The following is a 17,371-nucleotide window of genomic DNA, read 5'->3' on the forward strand; positions in this document are numbered from 1 at the left end:
AGGTGCCCGCGACCCTGGCCTGAGTGTCGCGACAAAGGCCCTCATACCCACAACAGCGACGGGCGGAAGGCGTTTTATCATAGGTGCAACGGATGTTTAAGAAAGTGAACACAGCCTTGCTCGGGCTGGCTTTGGCGATGGGGATGTCGTCCGCCAATGCTGCAGAAGCAAAGAAAGTCGACGTTCTGCTGATCGGCGGCGGCATCATGAGCACCACCCTGGGTGTGTGGATCAATGAGCTGGAGCCTAGCTGGTCGATGGAAATGGTCGAGCGCCTCGATGGCGTCGCCCTGGAAAGCTCCAACGGCTGGAACAACGCCGGTACCGGTCACTCGGCCCTGGCTGAGCTGAACTACACCCCGGAAGACGACAAAGGCAACGTGACGATCCCGAAAGCCGTCGAGATCAACGAAGCGTTCCAGGTTTCCCGTCAGTTCTGGGCCTGGCAGGTTCAGCAAGGCGTTCTGAAGAACCCTCGCTCGTTCATCAACACCACGCCGCACATGAGCTTCGTGTGGGGTGACGACAACATCAAGTTCCTGAAAAAGCGCTACGAAGCCCTGCAGGCGAGCCCGCTGTTCGCCGGCATGCAGTACTCCGAAGACCCGGCTGTGATCAAGAAGTGGGTCCCGCTGATGATGGAAGGGCGTGACCCGAACCAGAAAATCGCGGCCACCTGGAGCCCGCTGGGCACCGACATGAACTTCGGCGAAATCACCCGCCAGTTCGCCGGTTACCTGCAGACCAAGCCTAACTTCGACCTGAAGCTGTCGAGTGAAGTCGAAGACATCACCAAGAACGCCGACGGCACCTGGCGCGTCAGCTACAAAAACCTGAAAGACGGCACCAAAACCGAAACCGACGCCAAGTTCGTGTTCATCGGTGCCGGTGGTGGCGCTCTGCACCTGCTGCAGAAGTCGGGCATTCCTGAAGCCAAGGAATATGCTGGCTTCCCGGTAGGCGGCTCGTTCCTGGTGACCGATAACCCGGCCATCGCCGAGCAGCACCTGGCCAAGGCCTACGGTAAAGCTTCGGTTGGCGCACCGCCGATGTCGGTTCCGCACCTGGACACCCGTGTTCTGGACGGCAAGCGCGTCATCCTGTTTGGCCCATTCGCGACCTTCAGCACCAAGTTCCTCAAAGAAGGCTCGTACCTGGACCTGCTGACCAGCACCACCACCCACAACATCTGGCCAATGACCAAGGTCGGCATCAAGGAATACCCGCTGGTCGAGTACCTGGCCGGTCAACTGATGCTGTCGGATGAAGACCGTCTGAACGCGCTGAAGGAATACTTCCCGAACGCCAAAGCCGAAGACTGGCGCCTGTGGCAAGCCGGCCAACGCGTGCAGATCATCAAGCGTGATGAAGCCGCTGGCGGCGTGCTGAAACTGGGCACCGAAATCGTTGCTGCACAAGACGGCTCCATCGCCGGCCTGCTGGGCGCATCGCCAGGCGCGTCGACCGCTGCACCGATCATGCTGAGCGTGCTGCAGAAAGTCTTCAAAGACAAAGTCGCCACCCCTGAGTGGCAGGCCAAGCTGCACCAGATCGTGCCAAGCTACGGCACCCAGCTGAACAACGATCCGGCCAAAGTGGCACAAGAGTGGGCGTACACCGCCAAGATCCTCGAACTGCCAACGCCTCCGGTGATCGGTCAGGCTGCTCCGGCTGCACCTGCAGCTGAGAAAGCTGAAGCGCCGAAGGAAAATGCTGCACGTGACATGGCGCTGTAACTAGACGCCAGATACGCAAAAGCCCACTGAATCGGTAATGGTCAGTGGGCTTTTTTTGTGGCGCCTGATCCTACTGTGGTTTCGCGCTTGCCAGATACGCACCAAGCCGCCGCCCCATCTCTTCGCCGAGGGCCTGCAACCCACTCAACGGCCGCACCATCACCTCGAACTCGATAATTTTCCCGCTCTCATCGAAGCGAATCATGTCGATCCCCTTCAACTCTTTCGTCCCCACCTTGGCACTGAATTCCAGCACCACATTCAAACCATCGGCAGTCGCCAGTTCACGGTGGTATTTGAAATCTTCAAACACGTTGAGCACGGTGTTGAGGATCATCGTCACCACAGGCGCGCCTGGGTAGGGCGAGTGGGCCATGGGCGAGCGGAACAGCGCATTCGGATCAAGCAGCTCGGGCAAGGCCTTGAGGTTGCCGGTGCGGATCATCTCGTGCCAGCGCTTCAAGGATTCGGCGGCGTTGGGGTGCAGGTTCAGTTCGGACATTGACCACTCCTGGAATTGTTGTTGTTTTTCGCGCGACGGCAATCACTCTAGTTCAAAGCGGCGTGCCCTCGAATCTTTGTGTGCCGGTCTGAATATCACGCCATGTCCGGAACAGATCAGTTTGGTATCTGATCCGTATTTTTCTGTTGGATCTGCCTCTGTAACCGGCTCAGTCAGGCGCTCAGAATAGCCCGGCAATCCGGTCACCCGCGGCAGCCCTTCATCCCGAAGCGCCCGGTGCACCGCAAGCTCAACATTAAGGAGAGCAGCATGAACAAGATGGCGATTTTCCTCGGTGGTTTTCTGACGTTGACCATTCTGATCGGAATGCTTGCGACGATTTCCCCGGTCTGACCCCGGCAGCACTCCACCAGACTCCAGCGCCCTTTCTTATCGAAGGGCGCGGCTGTTTCTACCGCGTTGTCATTTCTCGCATCACACCGTACTGGTGTCCGTCCGCTAACTGGACTAAACCGGGATATCCAGTCCCGGAAATGTTCACTGTGCCTGATCTGTCATGGACTCGTTGATCAACGCTGCCGGCCGTGCGCTCGCGGTGGGTGATCCGCTGGCCGCGTTGAAGCTCGTCGCCCTGCGTGAAGACCCGCCTGCGCTGGCGCTGCGTGGCATCGCCATGGCTCAGCTCGGTGATGTGTCCCGAGGCAAGGCGCTGCTGCAGCGGGCGGTCAAGGCGTTCGGCGCCAACGAGCCGTTGTCCCGAGCGCGCTGCGTCGTGGCCGAGGCCGAAGTGGCGCTGGCGACGCGGGATCTGGGCTGGCCGGTTAAAGCGCTGGAGGCGGCGCGGCAGCTCTTGCTCGATCACGGCGATCACCTGAACGCTGCGCATGCCCGCTATTTGCAAATCCGCCGGCTGTTGCTGATCGGCCAGCTCGATGAGGCGCAGGCGTTGCTCGCCGCACTTGATCCCACCGCGTTGCCCCCGCCGTTGCGGGCCGCTCATGGATTGATGACGGCCGGTATTGCGCTGCGTCAGGTGCAGGCGCACACAGCGCGGGCGGCGCTGGAACTTGCGCAACGGGCGGCGCAGCAAGCGGCTATTCCAGCGCTGACCGCAGAGACCGAACAGGCCCTGCAAATGCTCGATGCACCTGCGGCGCAACTGATTGTGTCTGGCCGGTCTCAGACCGTGACGCTCGCGCAGGTTGAAGCGTTGTTCGCCTCGCCGGCGCTGGTGGTCGATGCGTGTCGCTACAGCGTGCGCGGCGCGGGGATGACAGTGGCCCTGGCGACGCGTCCGGTGCTGTTCGGTCTGCTGCGGATGCTGGCTCAGGCGTGGCCGGCAGATGTGTCGAGAGAGGCGCTGATCGCTCAGGCGTTTCGCTTGAAACTAAGCGACGAATCCCATCGCGCACGCCTGCGGGTGGAGATCGGTCGCCTGCGTTCGGCGTTGCAGCCACTGGCGCGGATCATCGCGACGGCGCGCGGTTTTGCCTTGGTCGCCGACGATGTGGCGTTGCTCACTTTGCCGGTCGAGGACAAGTACGCGACACTGCTGGCCTTGCTCGCCGATGGCGAATCCTGGTCGAGTTCGGCGCTGGCGTTGGCGTTGGGCTGCAGTCAGCGGCAAGTGCAGCGCTCACTGGAAGCACTGGCGCAGGCGGATAAAGTGCAAGGGTTCGGCGTGGGTCGTGCGCGGCGCTGGACCACGCCGCCGTTGCCGGGTTTCGCGACGATCTTGTTACTCCCGGTGTCGTTGGGCAATGGCTAGGCTGGACACTCCTACCAACGAGGAAGGCAGCATGAAACAGGCAAACGCAGAAATCCTTCGTGAGTACGGCCCGTTCGACGGCGTCGAACGTGTCCACGGCGTAACCTTCGACGGCCAGCACGTGTGGTTCGCCAGTGACGGCCAGCTCAACGCGCTGGACCCGGCCAGCGGCAAAACCGTGCGCACGCTCAAGGTCGGTGCCGACGCTGGCACCGCGTTCGACGGCCAGTACCTGTTCCAGATCGCCGACAGCCGTATCCAGAAAATCGACCCGACCACCGGCCGTGTGCTGAACACCGTGCCGGCGCCCGGCGGCGGCAACGATTCGGGGATGGCCTGGGCCGAAGGCTCGCTGTGGATCGGCCAGTATCGCGAGCGCAAGATCTATCAGGTCGATCCGGAGACCGGCGCGGTCTTGCGCACGCTGGCGTCAGACCGCTTTGTCACCGGGGTCACCTGGGTCGACGGCGCGTTATGGCATGGCACCTGGGAAGGCGATGAAAGTGAACTGCGCCGGGTCGATCCGCAAGATGGCGAGGTCCTGGAGCGTTTGAAGATGCCTGCGGGGACAGGCGTTTCCGGGCTGGAAGCGGATGACGGCGAGCGCTTTTACTGCGGTGGCGGGGGGAGTGGGCGGCTGCGGGCGGTGCGGCGGCCCAAGTGATGGAGGGTGCCTGTTCTGGCCCTTCGCGAGCAGGCTCGCTCCCACATGGGTTCAGCCTCAACCGGGCAAAATGTGAGAGCGAGCCTGCTAGCGAAGGGGCCAGCAGCTTCACTGAAAATCTCTCGGTGAATCAAGGCGCACCAAACACCATCGTCCAGTAAACCCCTTCATCACTGCGCGCCTCACTGGCAAAACCCGCGCCGACCTGGGTGAACATCGGGTTCATCAGGTTGGCACAATGCCCGGGACTGGCCAGCCATCCGGCCATCGCCTTGCCCGGTGAACTCTGGCCGGCGGCGATGTTTTCGCCGATCTGCCGGCCCCGATAACCTGCCGCCCGGGCGCGATCGGCCGGCATGTCGCCGTCTGGATCACGGTGGGCGAAGTAGTTGCCGTAGGCCATGGCCTTGCTATGCCCTTGCGCGGCGGCTCCCAGCGCCGGATTCCAGCTGAGCGGGCGAGCGGCGGCGAAGCGCTGGCGTCCGCACATCCGTGGGCGTGCACGGGCGGCGTTGACCTCGGCGAGCAAGGCTTTGCCGACGCTGCGGTTGTCGCCGACGCGACTGTCTAGCACCGGTTGCGCCAGCACCACTTGCCATTCACCGCGGGCGCGGCTGACGCCGATGTCGGCGTACTGGGCGTCGAGCAGGGCGGTGCAGTGGCTGTCTTGCAGCTGTTCGAAGGCTTCCTCGGCATCCCCGGCACCGACGATGCGGATGCTGCGCACCGCCACCGCCGAATATCCCGAAGACTTCAATCTTTCGCGCAAGCCACCGCCGTAGCCATAGCCGATCGGCAACGCCAGATTCGACTTCAGCGACAGTGGCGCCAGGCGCTGGGCAGGGCGACGTTCGCAGCGTTGCGGATGGGCGCGATAATCGTTGATGGCGGCCACCAGTTGCCGCTCTTCGCTGGCGTGGGCGGTCTCGGTGAACAGTGGGGCAAGGATCAGCAGGCACAGCGAAACGAAGCGTGATGAGCGAACGACATGGCGCATGGGACGGCAGACTCAGGGGAAAGGACAGTGCTGAAGTGGGCAGCCGCGGAATGCGGCGCCACTAGGACTGGGCTTTTTGCACTTGGTTCATGCTGGCAAACTGGCTTTTTTGGTGGGTGTGAAGGGGGGGGATCCTGGATTTTGTGTTGTCCGCACTGGCGCAATAATCGGCTATCAGCGATCAAGCACTGCCTGCATCCACTGCAGATACTGCGCCCGCTCGGAAATCGAGTTGTGCCCCGAATCCGGCACGACCCTGAGCGTCGCCACGCCTTCAGGGAAACTCTGCAGCAACCGCTGCGTGCTGTCCCGTGGAATCACTTCATCATCGCTGGCTGCCAGCAGCAGGGTCGGCACTTGAATGTGCGCGGCATAGCGGCCCGACTCGAAGCGATCCTTCAGCAGCCATTTCACCGGAAACCACGGGTATTGGCGCACGGCGATTTCTTCGAGGCTGTTGTACGGCGTCACCAGAATCAATGTCTGCGCCGGGCGCTGACTCGCCAGCCGCACCGCCACTCCGGAACCCAGGCTGCGCCCGACCACGGCAATCTGCGGATGGCTGGCGTAGACCCGGTCAAACAGCGCCAGCGCATCTTCGGCAATCGCTTCCTCCGAGGGGGAACCGCCGCTGCCGCCAAAGCCCCGGTAGTTCAGCAGATACACCGCGTAATCCGGAAACGCTGCGCTGAATGAAGGCAGGTTGCGCGACACGTCCTCGGCATTCCCGCCGAAGTAGATCAGCGCTTTCGGACCCGCGTGTTCGCGAACGGTTACCCAGACATCGGTATCCGGCATCGCCAGTTTCAGCCGTGAATCTGCCGTGGTCACGGCACTGCCAGGCTGGGGGAAATAGATCAGCGAACGCTGGAACACGAACAATGCCCCGCACAGCAAAACGTAGAGGGCGATGAGCAAAGCGACGACTGACATCAGGATTCTGGACATTCGGCTAACTTTAACGGGACGCGGGTGTTCGCTGTCGCAGTGTAGTCCAGCGCAGTGGAGGGACAGCCGTCGCACACAACGTGCAACAGATTCACGTAGCAGGGGAACCAGCATGAGCCACACTGAGGGTTGCTCCCGTCGCCGATTGCTCACGCTGGCTGCCGGGGTTTCGGCGGTGCTGAGCTTTGACCGGGCGTTGGCCACTGCCATGACGCCGACTGCCACTTCGCCGAACCAGGCAGGAGACCAGACCATGCAGACCCGCGCCATCCCTTCCAGCGCCGAACGACTGCCCGTGGTGGGCCTGGGCACTTATCGTAGCTTCGACGTTGCGCCTGGCGAGACTGCCTATAAACAACTGCCGGCAGTGCTCGACGAGCTGTTCAGAAAGGGCGGCACGCTGATCGACAGCTCACCGATGTATGGCCGCGCCGAGCAAACCACTGGCGAACTGCTGGCGATCCACGAACCGCGTTCGCCGGCCTTTCTCGCCACCAAGGTCTGGACGCGCGGGCGCGAGGAAGGTATCGCGCAGATGGAGCAATCCTTCCGTCTGCTGCGCACCGAACGCATCGACCTGATGCAGATCCACAACCTGCTGGACTGGCAAAGTCATCTGCCGACTCTGCGCGAGTGGAAAACCGAGGGGCGTATCCGCTACATCGGCATCACCCATTACATGCCCTCGGCTTACGACGAAGTCGAAGCAGTGCTCAAGGCTGAACCACTCGATTTTCTGCAAATCAATTATGCCCTCGATGACCGTGGCGTGGAAAAACGCATTCTGCCGTTGTGCCGCGAGCGCGGGGTCGCGGTGATCTGCAACCGGCCGTTTGGCGGTGGCGGGTTGCTTGAGCGGCTCAGGGGCAAGCCGCTGCCGGCGTGGGTGTCGGACGTGCAGGTCAACAGTTGGCCGCAACTGGCGCTGAAGTTTTTGCTGTCGCACCCGGCGGTGACCTGCGTGATTCCCGGCACCGGCAATCCGCGCTACATGACCGACAACGCCGGCGCCGGGTTCGGGCCGATGCTCACCGATGCGCAGCGGCATCAGTTGATTGCACTGCTGGGATAGCTGCCTGCCCGCGATAACGCAATGCCTCGACCAGCAACGCAAACGCCGGCGCCGCCTGCCGTCGACTCGGGTAATACAGGTGATAACCGGCAAACGTCGGGCACCAGTCGGCCAGCACTTGCAGCAGACGCCCATCGGCCAGATAGGGCGCAACGATGTTTTCCGGAATGTAGCTCAGGCCAAAACCGTCAAGTGCGGCGTCGAGCAGCGGATACACGCCATTGAGGGTGACTTGCCCGGAAACCCGCACCTTGAGGCTTTCGCCGTCCTTCTCGAACTCCCAGGTGTACAGACCGCCGTTGGTGGGCAGGCGCAGGTTGTTACAGGCATGGGCGGTCAGGTCTCGTGGTGTTTGCGGCTGTTCACGCTTGGCGAAGTAAGCAGGGGCGCCGACCACCGCCATGCGCATGTCCGGGCCGATGCGGGTGGCAATCATGCCTTGCGCGACATCTTCGCCCAGCCGCACGCCGGCGTCGAAGCCTTGCCCGGCGATGTCAACGAAACCGTAGTCGCAGATCACCTCGACGGCGATGTCCGGGTATTGGGGCAGGAATTCCTTGAGCACCGGACGCAACAGCCAATTCAGCGAATGGTCGGTGGCACTGATGCGGATCCGGCCTGCGGGCGTCTCGCGCAGGTTGCTCAGCGCCGCCAGTTCCTGCTCGATCTCTTCGAAGCGCGGGCCGATGGTTTGCAGCAGATGTTCGCCAGCCTCGGTGGGCGAGACGCTGCGGGTGGTGCGCGTCAGCAAGCGCAGGCCAAGGCGCGCTTCGAGGGCGCGAATGGTATGGCTGAGCGCCGATTGTGAAACGCCCAGTCTGGCCGCGGCTTTGGTGAAGCTGCGCTCGCGGGCCACGGCAAGGAAGGCGAGCAGGTCACTGGCGTTTTCTCGAAGCATTGATGAGTGTCCTGCATAAGTTTTTTCGAATTCTAGTCGATTATCTGAAGAGTACGGCTCGCTAAAGTGACGCAAGTTCCCTGTAGGAGCTGCCGCAGGCTGCGATCTTTTGATGTTGTTTTTGAAAATCAAAGATCAAAAGATCGCAGCCGGCAGCAGCTCCTACAGGGAGGTCTCTTTCAGATTTGGAGTCTTGTGATGAATGCACATATCTCAGGCGTTACCGTCACCCCCAACGGCTCGCAACCGTCGGCCAAAGGCCCGACGGACTGGTTCACCGGCACCGTGCGCGTTGACGCACCGTTCAAAGGCAGCGATGCGGCGCGCGTCAGCGGCGCCACGGTGACTTTCGAGCCGGGCGCACGCACCGCGTGGCATACCCATCCGTTGGGTCAGACGCTGATCGTCACCGCCGGTTCAGGTTTTGTGCAGGAGTGGGGGCAACCGGTTCGCGAGATCCGCCCCGGTGATACCGTGTGGATCGCGCCGCAGGTGAAGCACTGGCATGGCGCCGCGCCGACCACGGCGATGACGCACATTGCGATTGCCGAGGTGCTGGACGGTGCTGTGGTGGAGTGGATGGAACAGGTGAGTGCTGAGCAGTATTTGCGATCCGAGTGACGCGGCTCCCTCACCCCAGCCCTCTCCCGGAGGGAGAGGGGGCCGATTGGGGGATGTCTGTGAGCACTACGCTGAGTCCATAATCGACACGGCCTCTCATTTCGGCGCATCCCATAAGACAACTCGGTCAGTCCCCTCTCCCTTTGGGAGAGGGTTAGGGTGAGGGGCTTTTCCAGGTTGCTCAGGTCATCTCCGGCAACGAATCGAGGATCTTGTCGAGGGTGATCGGATACTCACGCACCCGCGCCCCGGTGGCGTTGTAGATCGCATTCGCCACCGCCGCACTCACGCCGCAAATCCCCAGTTCACCCACCCCCTTGGCTTTCATCGGTGATGAAATCGGATCGGTTTCGTCGAGGAAAATCACTTCCTGATGCGGGATGTCAGCATGCACCGGCACCTCGTATCCAGCCAGGTCGTGATTGACGAAAAAGCCCAGCCGCTTGTCCACCGCCAGCTCTTCCATCAGTGCCGCGCCGACGCCCATGGTCATCGCCCCGATCACTTGGCTGCGCGCGGCTTTCGGGTTGAGAATCCGTCCCGCCGCGCACACCGCAAGCATGCGCCGCACGCGGACTTCGCCGGTCGCTGCATCCACCGCAACTTCAACGAAATGCGCGCCGAAAGTCGACTGCTGATACTGCTTGGCGAGGTCGGCGAATTCGATGCTGTCCTCGGCCTCGACCTCGCCATCTTTTGCGGCATCGCGCAGCGGCAGGGTCTTGCCGCCGGCGCGGACCTGACCGTCGGCGAACTCGACGTCGCTGCCGCTCATGCCCAGTTTGCCGGCGACCGCTTCGCGCAGTTTCATGCACGCGGCGTAGACCCCGGCCGTCGAGCAGTTACCGCCGAACTGGCCGCCGGAGCCGGACGACACCGGGAAATTCGAATCGCCCAGGTGCACCGTCACATCCACCAGAGGCACGCCCATCATCTCGGCCGCGGTCTGGGCGATGATGGTGTAGCTGCCGGTACCGATGTCGGTCATGTCGGTTTCCACCGTGACCTTGCCGTCGCGCTCCAGCCGTACCCGGGCGCCAGATTTCAGCAGCAGGTTGTTGCGAAACGCGGCGGCGACGCCCATGCCGATCAGCCAGCGACCCTCACGCCGGCTACCGGGTGTGGCGTTGCGCTGGTTCCAGCCGAATTTCTCGGCGCCTGTCTGCAGGCATTCGATCAGGCGCCGCTGGGAGAACGGGCGCTCGGTTTTGACCGGATCGACCTGGGTGTCATTGAGGATGCGGAACTGCACCGGGTCGAGCTTGAGCTGCTCGGCCATTTCGTCCATGGCGATTTCCAGCGCCATCAGCCCCGGTGCTTCACCCGGCGCGCGCATGGAATTGCCCTCGGGCAGATCCAGCGGCGCCCGGCGCATGGTCACCCGGCGGTTTTCCCCGGCATAAAGCAACTGGCTCGGTTGCGCGGCGACCTCGACTTTGCCGTCCTTGAGGTTGCCCGACCAGCCTTCGTGGGCGATGGCGCTGAGCTTGCCGTCCGCCGTGGCGCCCATCCGAATGCGCTGGATCGTGGCCGGGCGGTGGGTGGTGTTGTTGGCCATTTGCGGGCGGGCGAGGGCGACTTTCACCGGGCGATTGGCCAGGCGCGCACCGAGGGCGGCGAGGATCGCGTCGGCACGAATGAACAGTTTGCCGCCGAAGCCGCCACCAATGTACGGCGAGATCAGGCGCACGTTTTCCTTGGGCAGGCCAAGGGTCGTGGCGACGTCACCGACGCTCCAGGCAATCATCTGATTGGAGGTCCACAAGGTCAGATGATCACCCTTCCAGGCGGCCAGCGTCGCGTGCGGCTCCATCATCGCGTGGGACTGATCGGGAGTGGTGTAGGTCTGGTCGAACTGCACCGGCGCAGCGGCGAAGGCCGAGTCGAAATCGCCGTGGGTCACGTCGGGCAACTCGTCGTCTTCGACACCCTGGTCGCGCACGTTGGCCAGTTCAAACTCGCCTTTGGCCGTGACGTAATCGACCTTGACCAATTGTGCTGCGGCGCGGGCCTGTTCGAAGGTCTCGGCGACCACCAGCGCCACGGCCTGGTGATAGTGCTGCACCTCGGGTCCGGCCAGCAGCGGCGCCGAGTTGTATTGGCCTTTGCCAAGCTTGCCGGCATTGGCGGCGGTGACGATGGCCAGCACGCCGGGCGCCGCTTGTGCAGCGTCGAGATCGATGTGGCTGATGCGGCCCTTGGCGATGGCCGAGCCGACCATGAAACCGTAAGCCTGATTCGCCACGGCCTGATGCTGCTCGTAAGCGTACGGCGCCTGGCCGCTGGTTTTCAGCGGGCCTTCGATGCGGTCGGTGGGCTTGCCGACGACTTTCAGTTGGTCAATCGGGTTGGTGGTGGCGGGCGTGTCGAACTTCATGCTTCATCCCTCGCTTGCGCCAACACCGAGCCGAGCGTGCGCTCGACCAGGGTCAGTTTGAATTGGTTGTCGTGGGTTGGCGTGGCACCGTCGAGCAAGCGTTCGCTGACGGCTTTTGCGCCTTTGGGCAGCAACGCGTCGGCGGCTTCCACCCGCCACGGTTTCGGCGCAATACCGCCGACCGCCACACGGCCGCTGCCGTCCTTTTGCAGGATCAGACCGACCGACACCAGCGCGAAAGCGTACGACGAGCGATCGCGCACCTTGTGATAAATGTGCGTGCCGCCAACCGGGGCGGGCAGGGTTACCGAAGTGATGAACTCGCCGGGCGTGAGGCTGGTTTCTATGTTCGGCGTATTGCCTGGCAGTTGATGGAAATCGGCGATGGCGATGCTGCGTGTGCTGCCGTCCGGCTTCACCGTTTCAACCTGCGCGTCGAGGGCGCGCATGGCAATTGCCATGTCGCTGGGGTGAGTGGCTATGCACGCGTCGCTGACGCCGATCAGTCCCAGTTGCCGACTGACCCCGCCAATCGCCGCGCAGCCGCTGCCGGGCTGGCGTTTGTTGCAGGCCTGATTGACATCATAAAAGTACGGGCAGCGCGTGCGTTGCAGCAGGTTGCCGGCAGTACTCGCCATGTTGCGCAACTGACCGGAAGCGCCGGCGAGCAAGGCGCGGGAGAGCAGCGCGTAATCCTTGCGCACGCGGCTGTCGGCGGCCAGATCGGTGTTGCGCACCAGCGCGCCGATGCGCAATCCGCCTTCAGGTGTGGCTTCGATCTGATCGAGGCCCAAGTGGTTGACGTCGATCAGGTGCAGCGGGGTTTCGATGTCGAGTTTCATCAGGTCCAGCAGGTTGGTGCCACCGGCGATGAACTTCGCGCCTTCAATCTGCGCCGCCAGCGTTGCGGCTGCGGCGGGGGAGTCGGCGCGGCTGTAATTGAACGCTCTCATGCTGGCACCTGCGCAACTTCAGTGATGGCTTCGATGATGTTCGAGTAGGCGCCGCAGCGGCAGATGTTGCCGCTCATGCGCTCCTGGAATTCGCTGGCGATCAGTTGTGGCGCCTCGGTCAGGCTGGGGCTGACGTGGCTGGGGATGCCCTCGCGAATTTCCTTGAGCACCGCCACCGCCGAACAGATCTGCCCCGGCGTGCAATAGCCGCACTGGTAGCCGTCGTGCTTGATGAACGCGGCCTGCATCGGGTGCAGGTTGTCGGGCATGCCGAGACCTTCGATGGTGGTGATCTCGCTGCCTTCATGCATCACCGCAAGCGTCAGGCAGGAGTTGATTCGACGGCCGTCGGCGATGACGGTGCAGGCGCCGCACTGGCCGTGGTCGCAGCCTTTCTTGCTGCCGGTCAGGTGCAGGTGTTCGCGCAGAGCATCAAGCAGGGTGGTGCGGTTGTCGACCTCAAGGGCTTGGGGTGTACCGTTGACGTTGATGGTCAGTTTGGCCATGGCGGGTTGCTCCAGACTGGCCGCGTAGGCCTTGAGGCTGATGAAAGGGGGCATTGCAAACGCGGTGGCGGTCACCGCGCCGAGGATCAGGAATCTTCGTCGGGAAATCGTCATGCTTCGATTCCTCTCTGGCTTAATCAGGACGGCAGGGATTGAAGGGCCCACTCGGGCACGCCGGCATGTTTGCCGGTCTCGTTCTTGGAATGACCTGTGCGGAGGGGAAAAGGTTTTTGCGGATTTGCGCTATAGAGTTATGCGCAGGATTCATTAATGAGCTGGGCGACGCTGACCTTGTGGGAGCGGGCTTGCCTGCGATGGGGTCGTGTCAGTCAGCATTGCTTGAATGACACACCGCCATCGCGGGCAAGCCCGCTCCCACAGCTATTGTGTTCAATGCCCGCCAACCACCATGTGCGTGAACGGCGCCACATACGCCTGCAACGTCACCAGCCCGCCGACCAGCACCGCCAGCACAATCGAGTGGAAGAACACGTAGCGCAGAATCTCGCCCTCATGCCCATACCAGCGGGTCGCGGTGGAGGCGACCACGATCGACTGCGCATCGACCATCTTGCCCATCACCCCGCCGGAACTGTTGGCCGCCGCCATCAGCACCGGGCTGATGCCCAGCTGTTCCGAGGTCACCCGTTGCAGTCCGCCGAACAGTACGTTCGAGGCCGTATCCGAACCGGTCAACGCGACGCCGAGCCAGCCGAGCAGGGTGCCGAACATCGGATAGAACACTCCGGTGGCGGCAAACGCCAGACCCATGGTGGCGTCCAGTCCGGAATAACGCGTGAGAAATCCCAGCGCGAGCATCGCGGCAATGGTGATCAGCGAAAACCGCACCACCCACAAGGTGCGCAGGTACTGCTTGATCAGTTGCGGGATCGAATAGCCCATCAGCAGGCCGCCGACAATCGCTGCCAGCAGAATGCCGCTGCCGGTGGCAGTGAACCAGGTGAACTTGTAGATCGCTTCCTCGGCTTTCGGCGCCGGCACCACCGGCGGGACTTTCTGCACTTGCAGGTGCAGGGTGGTGAAGGTCAGCGCCGGGGAGAAAATCGGGTTGGCCTCGTTCATCGGTTTGCCTTGTGGATCAAGTTTCACCGCGTGCGTTACCGGGTCCAGCGCCGGGCGCACATCGAAGATGTTCTTGAAGCCTTGGGTGCCCCAGGCAAACACGAACACGGTGAGGATGATCCACGGCATCCACGCGCGCATCACGGCGGGGCGTGCCTGATCGCTGAAGGCGGCGCTGGCGGTGACTTTTTCTTCCTCGACCCGGGAGTTGTCGACCCGCCCTGACAGGGCAGCCGAGGTGTACACCGTCGCCGGTTTCCAGACCCGCAGAAACAACGTCAGGCAGGCCATGGAAATCAGCGCGGCGATCACGTCCACCAGCATCGGCCCGTGGAAGTTCGAGACGAGGAATTGCGGCACCGCGAAGCTGACTCCGGCCACCAGAATCGCCGGCCAGATCTCCAGCATCTTGCGCCACCCGGCAAACGCCCAGATCAGCCAGAACGGCACCAGCACCGAGAAAAACGGCAGCTGCCGACCGACCATCATCGACAGCTCCATCTCATCCAGCCCGGTGACCTTGGCCAAGGTGATGATCGGCGTACCGAGTGCGCCGAACGCCACCGGTGCGGTGTTGGCAATCAATGCCAGACCCGACGCCGCCAGCGGCGAAAAACCGAGGCCGATCAGAATCGCCCCGGTCACCGCGACCGGCGTACCGAACCCTGCCGCGCCTTCGAAAAATGCACCGAAGCAGAACGCGATCAGCAGCAGCTGCAAACGCCGGTCATCGGTGATGCGTGCGAGGGAATCCTGCAGCACTTTGAACGAGCCGTTCTCGGTGGTCAGGCGGTGCAGAAAAATGATGTTGAGCACGATCCAGCCGATCGGCAGTAAACCATTGGCCGCGCCGAACAACGCCGCCGAACCGGCCATGCTCGCCGGCATGCCGAAGGCGAAGATCGAAATCAATAATGCCGAAGCCAGGGCGAGCAGGGCGGCGAGGTGCGCCTTGACGTGAAAGAACGCCAGCGCCGCGAGCATCACCACCACCGGCACCGCGGCCATGAGCGTGGAGATCAGCGGGTTGCCGAACGGGTCGTAGATTTGCTGCCAGACCATGATCCACCTCTGCTTGTTGTTATCGAGGCGCAGATCCTTTGCGTGGGAGTCGGTAAGCAGCAGTATAGGTGGCATTTCGCCGCCGCCCGGATGCAGCAAATGGGCCGATCAACGGTCGTGCCCGGGCAGTGAATCAAAGTCCTTTTGTCCGGTCGTATCAGCAGCTGCGCGCACTGCGTCCTGTGAAGGCGTGGGCAGTGACAGCCGTTCCGTCGTCAAGACCTTGGTTTTAGGGAAGTGTTGAATGAAGCGCGCTACAACGATGCTACTGACCGTGACCGCCGCCGTATTGCTGGCTGGCTGTGTGGCGGACTTTGATGATGATCACCGCCACGGGCGGCATTACGACCGCGATCATGGCCGTTACTACGATCATGACCGACGCTGGGATGACCGCGACGATGGTCGTCGCGACGGGCGTCGTTACTATCGTGATCGCGACGATGACTGAGTAGACATCAAAAGGGCGTTCCCGCAACGGGAACGCCCTCGCCGATTAAAAATGAGCGCTCGCCCGGACGCTGGAATGCGCAGGCGCGGTGGCCTCGAGATCCAGCAAATGGGTGGCGAGTATGTCGCTCAGAAAGCGGAACTGATCGTTGATGCCGACCACTTCATTGCTGAAGTGATTGCTCGCAGCGGGCATCAGCACATCGTCGAAATCTTCGTTGAACAGCAGCGCTTGCGTCTTGCGCGAGACGACCTGCTGGTCGTAATAGTTGCTGCCGAACACCGGGAAGCTCACGGAGAGGGTGATGGTGAGAATCATGATGGTTACTCCTCGTTGCGTCTCGGATGGCTGAATCGTGCCTTCGCCGGGCGGCGGGCGGAAGGCAATCGTGGCGATGGTGAATATCGACGGCGTTGATGGTTAATAGGTGTGGTGGATTGACTGGCCTCATCGCTGGCAAGCCAGCTCCCACAGGTTTTTCGGGTGTTCATTGGATTGATGGCCACTGAAGTTTTCCATGGGGCTTACAAGCCAGCTCCCACAGGTTTTCGGCTGTTCATTGGATTGATGTTCACAGAAGGGCTCTGTGGGAGCTGGCTTGCCAGCGATGGCGTCGGTACAGCCAACATCCTCGGAAACTGACACACCTATACTCAATGCTGTCTCCCTCCATTCAAGGACTCCACCACCGTGAACCTGCGTGCGCTGAGCCTCGCCGCATTGTGTCTGCTGGCTGGCTGCGCCTCCTCGGCGCGGGCCCCGGTGGCGCCGCGAGCGGTGGTGGTATCGCCGGCGACCTGGCAGCAGATCGACCGCGACATCGTCAGCGCCTCGCAGCAATCCACCGAGCAAGTCAAAGTATTTGCCCGGGGTTCGATGGAACATTGGCGCACTCGCGTCTATCAGCAAACTGAAGAAAATTTCATTCCGTGGTTCAGCAGCTACTGGACCCAGGAATGGCTGTCGATGAAAGTCAGTTGGTACACCATCAGTGCCGGCGGCGAGCAGGATGCGTCGGCCAAGCGTCTGGCGAGCTATCTGCTTGAGCAATATCAGGAAAGAGTGCTGGCACCGGTGGCGGTGGAGATCGATCCGGACGCGATCCTCGGTCAGGCCACGGCGTTCTACGCGCAACTGATGGCCCAGCAGATGCCGCTCATCGCCCAGCGCTACGGCGTGCCGGTGGCCCAGCTCAACGGGCGTCTGCAGAAGGTCCCGGCCATCGCCCTCGGGCCGCCGCCGGCGCGGGATGCGTCGCTGTATCAGATCATCAGCACCGAGCCGCTGAACACCTTGCCGGCATATGCCGCGCTGATCGACAAGATCCACACCGAGGGCGGCAGCAAGGGCATTGCCTCGACCGACGCCGGCATGGCCCCTGTGGCCAAACGCGCCAGTCAACGGATGGAAGCGGAAATGGCCCCGCGCGGAGCGGCCAGTGCGGTGGCGGCTGCGGCGGGCAAGTTGGTCGGCGGGGTGATCTCGATTGGGGTGGCGGGCATCCGCGCGATCATCCAGGCCAACGACCGACCCGACAGTGAAGCGCTGATTCGCAGCAGCCTGGGCAACACCTTCGACAAGGCCTGGGCGAAATTGCTGCAGAACCCGACCACCGGAGTTATGGCCGGAACCCTGCATATCGCCGGACAGGTCGAGGGCAGCCTTGGCGGGGGCGAACAACCGTCGGTCGGGCAGGGGCTGAATCGTGTCGAATGGCGACCTCCCGAATCGACCAATCAGCAGATCGAACCCAACGTGCAAGGAGAGTGATC

The 17,371-nt window shown here is 62.5% G+C and carries 16 protein-coding genes; 7 read left to right on the plus strand and 9 right to left on the minus strand.

The window, feature by feature from the left end; translation table 11 throughout:
* The first annotated feature begins 92 nt into the window (after nucleotides 1-92).
* Nucleotides 93-1,736: a malate dehydrogenase (quinone) gene (mqo, locus tag B1722_RS11710; RefSeq protein ID WP_041073501.1), complete on the plus strand. Its 1,644-nt coding sequence runs from the start codon at nucleotides 93-95 to the stop codon at nucleotides 1,734-1,736.
* Nucleotides 1,737-1,806: 70 nt separating this feature from the next.
* Here the strand turns inward: mqo and B1722_RS11715 are convergent, their stop codons facing one another.
* On the minus strand, nucleotides 1,807-2,238 hold the full coding sequence (locus B1722_RS11715) for a nuclear transport factor 2 family protein (protein ID WP_041073499.1): 432 nt from the start codon (nucleotides 2,236-2,238) through the stop codon (nucleotides 1,807-1,809).
* Nucleotides 2,239-2,755: 517 nt separating this feature from the next.
* On the opposite strand from B1722_RS11715, the gene B1722_RS11725 reads away from it, so the two are divergent.
* Together B1722_RS11725 and B1722_RS11730 are read left to right on the plus strand one after the other, a co-directional pair.
* The gene (locus tag B1722_RS11725) at nucleotides 2,756-3,967 is read left to right on the plus strand and encodes a helix-turn-helix domain-containing protein (RefSeq protein ID WP_086792595.1); all 1,212 of its coding nucleotides are present in this window, start codon (nucleotides 2,756-2,758) and stop codon (nucleotides 3,965-3,967) included.
* Nucleotides 3,968-3,998: 31 nt separating this feature from the next.
* Nucleotides 3,999-4,631: a PQQ-binding-like beta-propeller repeat protein gene (locus B1722_RS11730; protein ID WP_041073494.1), complete on the plus strand. Its 633-nt coding sequence runs from the start codon at nucleotides 3,999-4,001 to the stop codon at nucleotides 4,629-4,631.
* Between the two features lie 130 nt (nucleotides 4,632-4,761).
* Here the strand turns inward: B1722_RS11730 and B1722_RS11735 are convergent, their stop codons facing one another.
* Complete coding sequence (locus B1722_RS11735) at nucleotides 4,762-5,628, minus strand: CAP domain-containing protein (protein ID WP_041073492.1); 867 nt, start codon at nucleotides 5,626-5,628, stop codon at nucleotides 4,762-4,764.
* Nucleotides 5,629-5,802: 174 nt separating this feature from the next.
* The gene (locus tag B1722_RS11740; RefSeq protein ID WP_086792597.1) at nucleotides 5,803-6,576 is read right to left on the minus strand and encodes an alpha/beta hydrolase; all 774 of its coding nucleotides are present in this window, start codon (nucleotides 6,574-6,576) and stop codon (nucleotides 5,803-5,805) included.
* Nucleotides 6,577-6,688: 112 nt separating this feature from the next.
* Between B1722_RS11740 and B1722_RS11745 the strand changes: the two genes are divergently transcribed.
* Nucleotides 6,689-7,648, plus strand: coding sequence for an aldo/keto reductase (locus B1722_RS11745; RefSeq protein WP_174377062.1), 960 nt, complete (start codon nucleotides 6,689-6,691; stop codon nucleotides 7,646-7,648).
* On the opposite strand, the gene B1722_RS11750 is transcribed toward B1722_RS11745, so the two are convergent.
* On the minus strand, nucleotides 7,605-8,546 hold the full coding sequence (locus B1722_RS11750; protein ID WP_052510613.1) for a LysR family transcriptional regulator: 942 nt from the start codon (nucleotides 8,544-8,546) through the stop codon (nucleotides 7,605-7,607). The two genes, B1722_RS11745 and B1722_RS11750, sit on opposite strands and share 44 nt — an antisense overlap.
* Nucleotides 8,547-8,744: 198 nt before the next feature.
* On the opposite strand from B1722_RS11750, the gene B1722_RS11755 reads away from it, so the two are divergent.
* Nucleotides 8,745-9,167 carry a cupin domain-containing protein gene (locus B1722_RS11755; RefSeq protein ID WP_041073486.1) on the plus strand — a complete coding sequence of 141 codons (423 nt, stop codon included), beginning with the start codon at nucleotides 8,745-8,747 and terminating at the stop codon, nucleotides 9,165-9,167.
* A gap of 181 nt (nucleotides 9,168-9,348) precedes the next feature.
* Here the strand turns inward: B1722_RS11755 and paoC are convergent, their stop codons facing one another.
* From paoC to B1722_RS11775, 4 genes are all read right to left on the minus strand, one after another.
* The gene (gene paoC / locus B1722_RS11760) at nucleotides 9,349-11,544 is read right to left on the minus strand and encodes an aldehyde oxidoreductase molybdenum-binding subunit PaoC (RefSeq protein WP_086792599.1); all 2,196 of its coding nucleotides are present in this window, start codon (nucleotides 11,542-11,544) and stop codon (nucleotides 9,349-9,351) included.
* The gene (locus tag B1722_RS11765; protein ID WP_086792601.1) at nucleotides 11,541-12,497 is read right to left on the minus strand and encodes a xanthine dehydrogenase family protein subunit M; all 957 of its coding nucleotides are present in this window, start codon (nucleotides 12,495-12,497) and stop codon (nucleotides 11,541-11,543) included. Before B1722_RS11765 ends, paoC begins: the two co-directional genes overlap by 4 nt.
* On the minus strand, nucleotides 12,494-13,117 hold the full coding sequence (gene paoA, locus B1722_RS11770) for an aldehyde dehydrogenase iron-sulfur subunit PaoA (protein ID WP_041073480.1): 624 nt from the start codon (nucleotides 13,115-13,117) through the stop codon (nucleotides 12,494-12,496). Before paoA ends, B1722_RS11765 begins: the two co-directional genes overlap by 4 nt.
* Nucleotides 13,118-13,393: 276 nt before the next feature.
* Entirely contained in the window at nucleotides 13,394-15,148 is a 1,755-nt protein-coding gene (locus B1722_RS11775; RefSeq protein WP_041073478.1) for an L-lactate permease, read from the minus strand.
* 244 nt (nucleotides 15,149-15,392) lie between these two features.
* On the opposite strand from B1722_RS11775, the gene B1722_RS11780 reads away from it, so the two are divergent.
* A complete protein-coding gene (locus tag B1722_RS11780) occupies nucleotides 15,393-15,599 on the plus strand; it encodes a hypothetical protein (protein ID WP_041073476.1) in 207 nt (68 codons plus the stop codon).
* A gap of 45 nt (nucleotides 15,600-15,644) precedes the next feature.
* Here B1722_RS11780 and B1722_RS11785 read toward each other — a convergent pair whose 3' ends face one another.
* The gene (locus tag B1722_RS11785; RefSeq protein WP_041073474.1) at nucleotides 15,645-15,917 is read right to left on the minus strand and encodes a hypothetical protein; all 273 of its coding nucleotides are present in this window, start codon (nucleotides 15,915-15,917) and stop codon (nucleotides 15,645-15,647) included.
* A gap of 372 nt (nucleotides 15,918-16,289) precedes the next feature.
* Here B1722_RS11785 and B1722_RS11790 point away from each other — a divergent pair, with 372 nt between their 5' ends.
* A complete protein-coding gene (locus tag B1722_RS11790; RefSeq protein ID WP_086792603.1) occupies nucleotides 16,290-17,369 on the plus strand; it encodes a hypothetical protein in 1,080 nt (359 codons plus the stop codon).
* Nucleotides 17,370-17,371 lie beyond the last annotated feature (2 nt).

Origin of the sequence: Pseudomonas sp. SCPG-7, from assembly GCF_002156405.1 — a bacterium.
Classification (GTDB): Bacteria; Pseudomonadota; Gammaproteobacteria; order Pseudomonadales; family Pseudomonadaceae; genus Aquipseudomonas; species Aquipseudomonas parakoreensis.

Excerpts from the sequence above, each read along its gene's own strand:
- B1722_RS11725 (WP_086792595.1), top strand. The coding sequence starts at position 2,756 with ATGGACTCGTTGATCAACGCTGCCGGCCGTGCGCTCGCGGTGGGTGAT.
- B1722_RS11735 (WP_041073492.1), bottom strand. The coding sequence starts at position 5,628 with ATGCGCCATGTCGTTCGCTCATCACGCTTCGTTTCGCTGTGCCTGCTG.
- B1722_RS11740 (WP_086792597.1), bottom strand. The coding sequence starts at position 6,576 with ATGTCCAGAATCCTGATGTCAGTCGTCGCTTTGCTCATCGCCCTCTAC.
- paoC (WP_086792599.1), bottom strand. The coding sequence starts at position 11,544 with ATGAAGTTCGACACGCCCGCCACCACCAACCCGATTGACCAACTGAAA.
- B1722_RS11715 (WP_041073499.1), bottom strand. The coding sequence starts at position 2,238 with ATGTCCGAACTGAACCTGCACCCCAACGCCGCCGAATCCTTGAAGCGC.
- B1722_RS11780 (WP_041073476.1), top strand. The coding sequence starts at position 15,393 with ATGAAGCGCGCTACAACGATGCTACTGACCGTGACCGCCGCCGTATTG.
- paoA (WP_041073480.1), bottom strand. The coding sequence starts at position 13,117 with ATGACGATTTCCCGACGAAGATTCCTGATCCTCGGCGCGGTGACCGCC.
- B1722_RS11755 (WP_041073486.1), top strand. The coding sequence starts at position 8,745 with ATGAATGCACATATCTCAGGCGTTACCGTCACCCCCAACGGCTCGCAA.
- mqo (WP_041073501.1), top strand. The coding sequence starts at position 93 with ATGTTTAAGAAAGTGAACACAGCCTTGCTCGGGCTGGCTTTGGCGATG.
- B1722_RS11765 (WP_086792601.1), bottom strand. The coding sequence starts at position 12,497 with ATGAGAGCGTTCAATTACAGCCGCGCCGACTCCCCCGCCGCAGCCGCA.
- B1722_RS11750 (WP_052510613.1), bottom strand. The coding sequence starts at position 8,546 with ATGCTTCGAGAAAACGCCAGTGACCTGCTCGCCTTCCTTGCCGTGGCC.
- B1722_RS11745 (WP_174377062.1), top strand. The coding sequence starts at position 6,689 with ATGAGCCACACTGAGGGTTGCTCCCGTCGCCGATTGCTCACGCTGGCT.
- B1722_RS11775 (WP_041073478.1), bottom strand. The coding sequence starts at position 15,148 with ATGGTCTGGCAGCAAATCTACGACCCGTTCGGCAACCCGCTGATCTCC.
- B1722_RS11730 (WP_041073494.1), top strand. The coding sequence starts at position 3,999 with ATGAAACAGGCAAACGCAGAAATCCTTCGTGAGTACGGCCCGTTCGAC.
- B1722_RS11785 (WP_041073474.1), bottom strand. The coding sequence starts at position 15,917 with ATGATTCTCACCATCACCCTCTCCGTGAGCTTCCCGGTGTTCGGCAGC.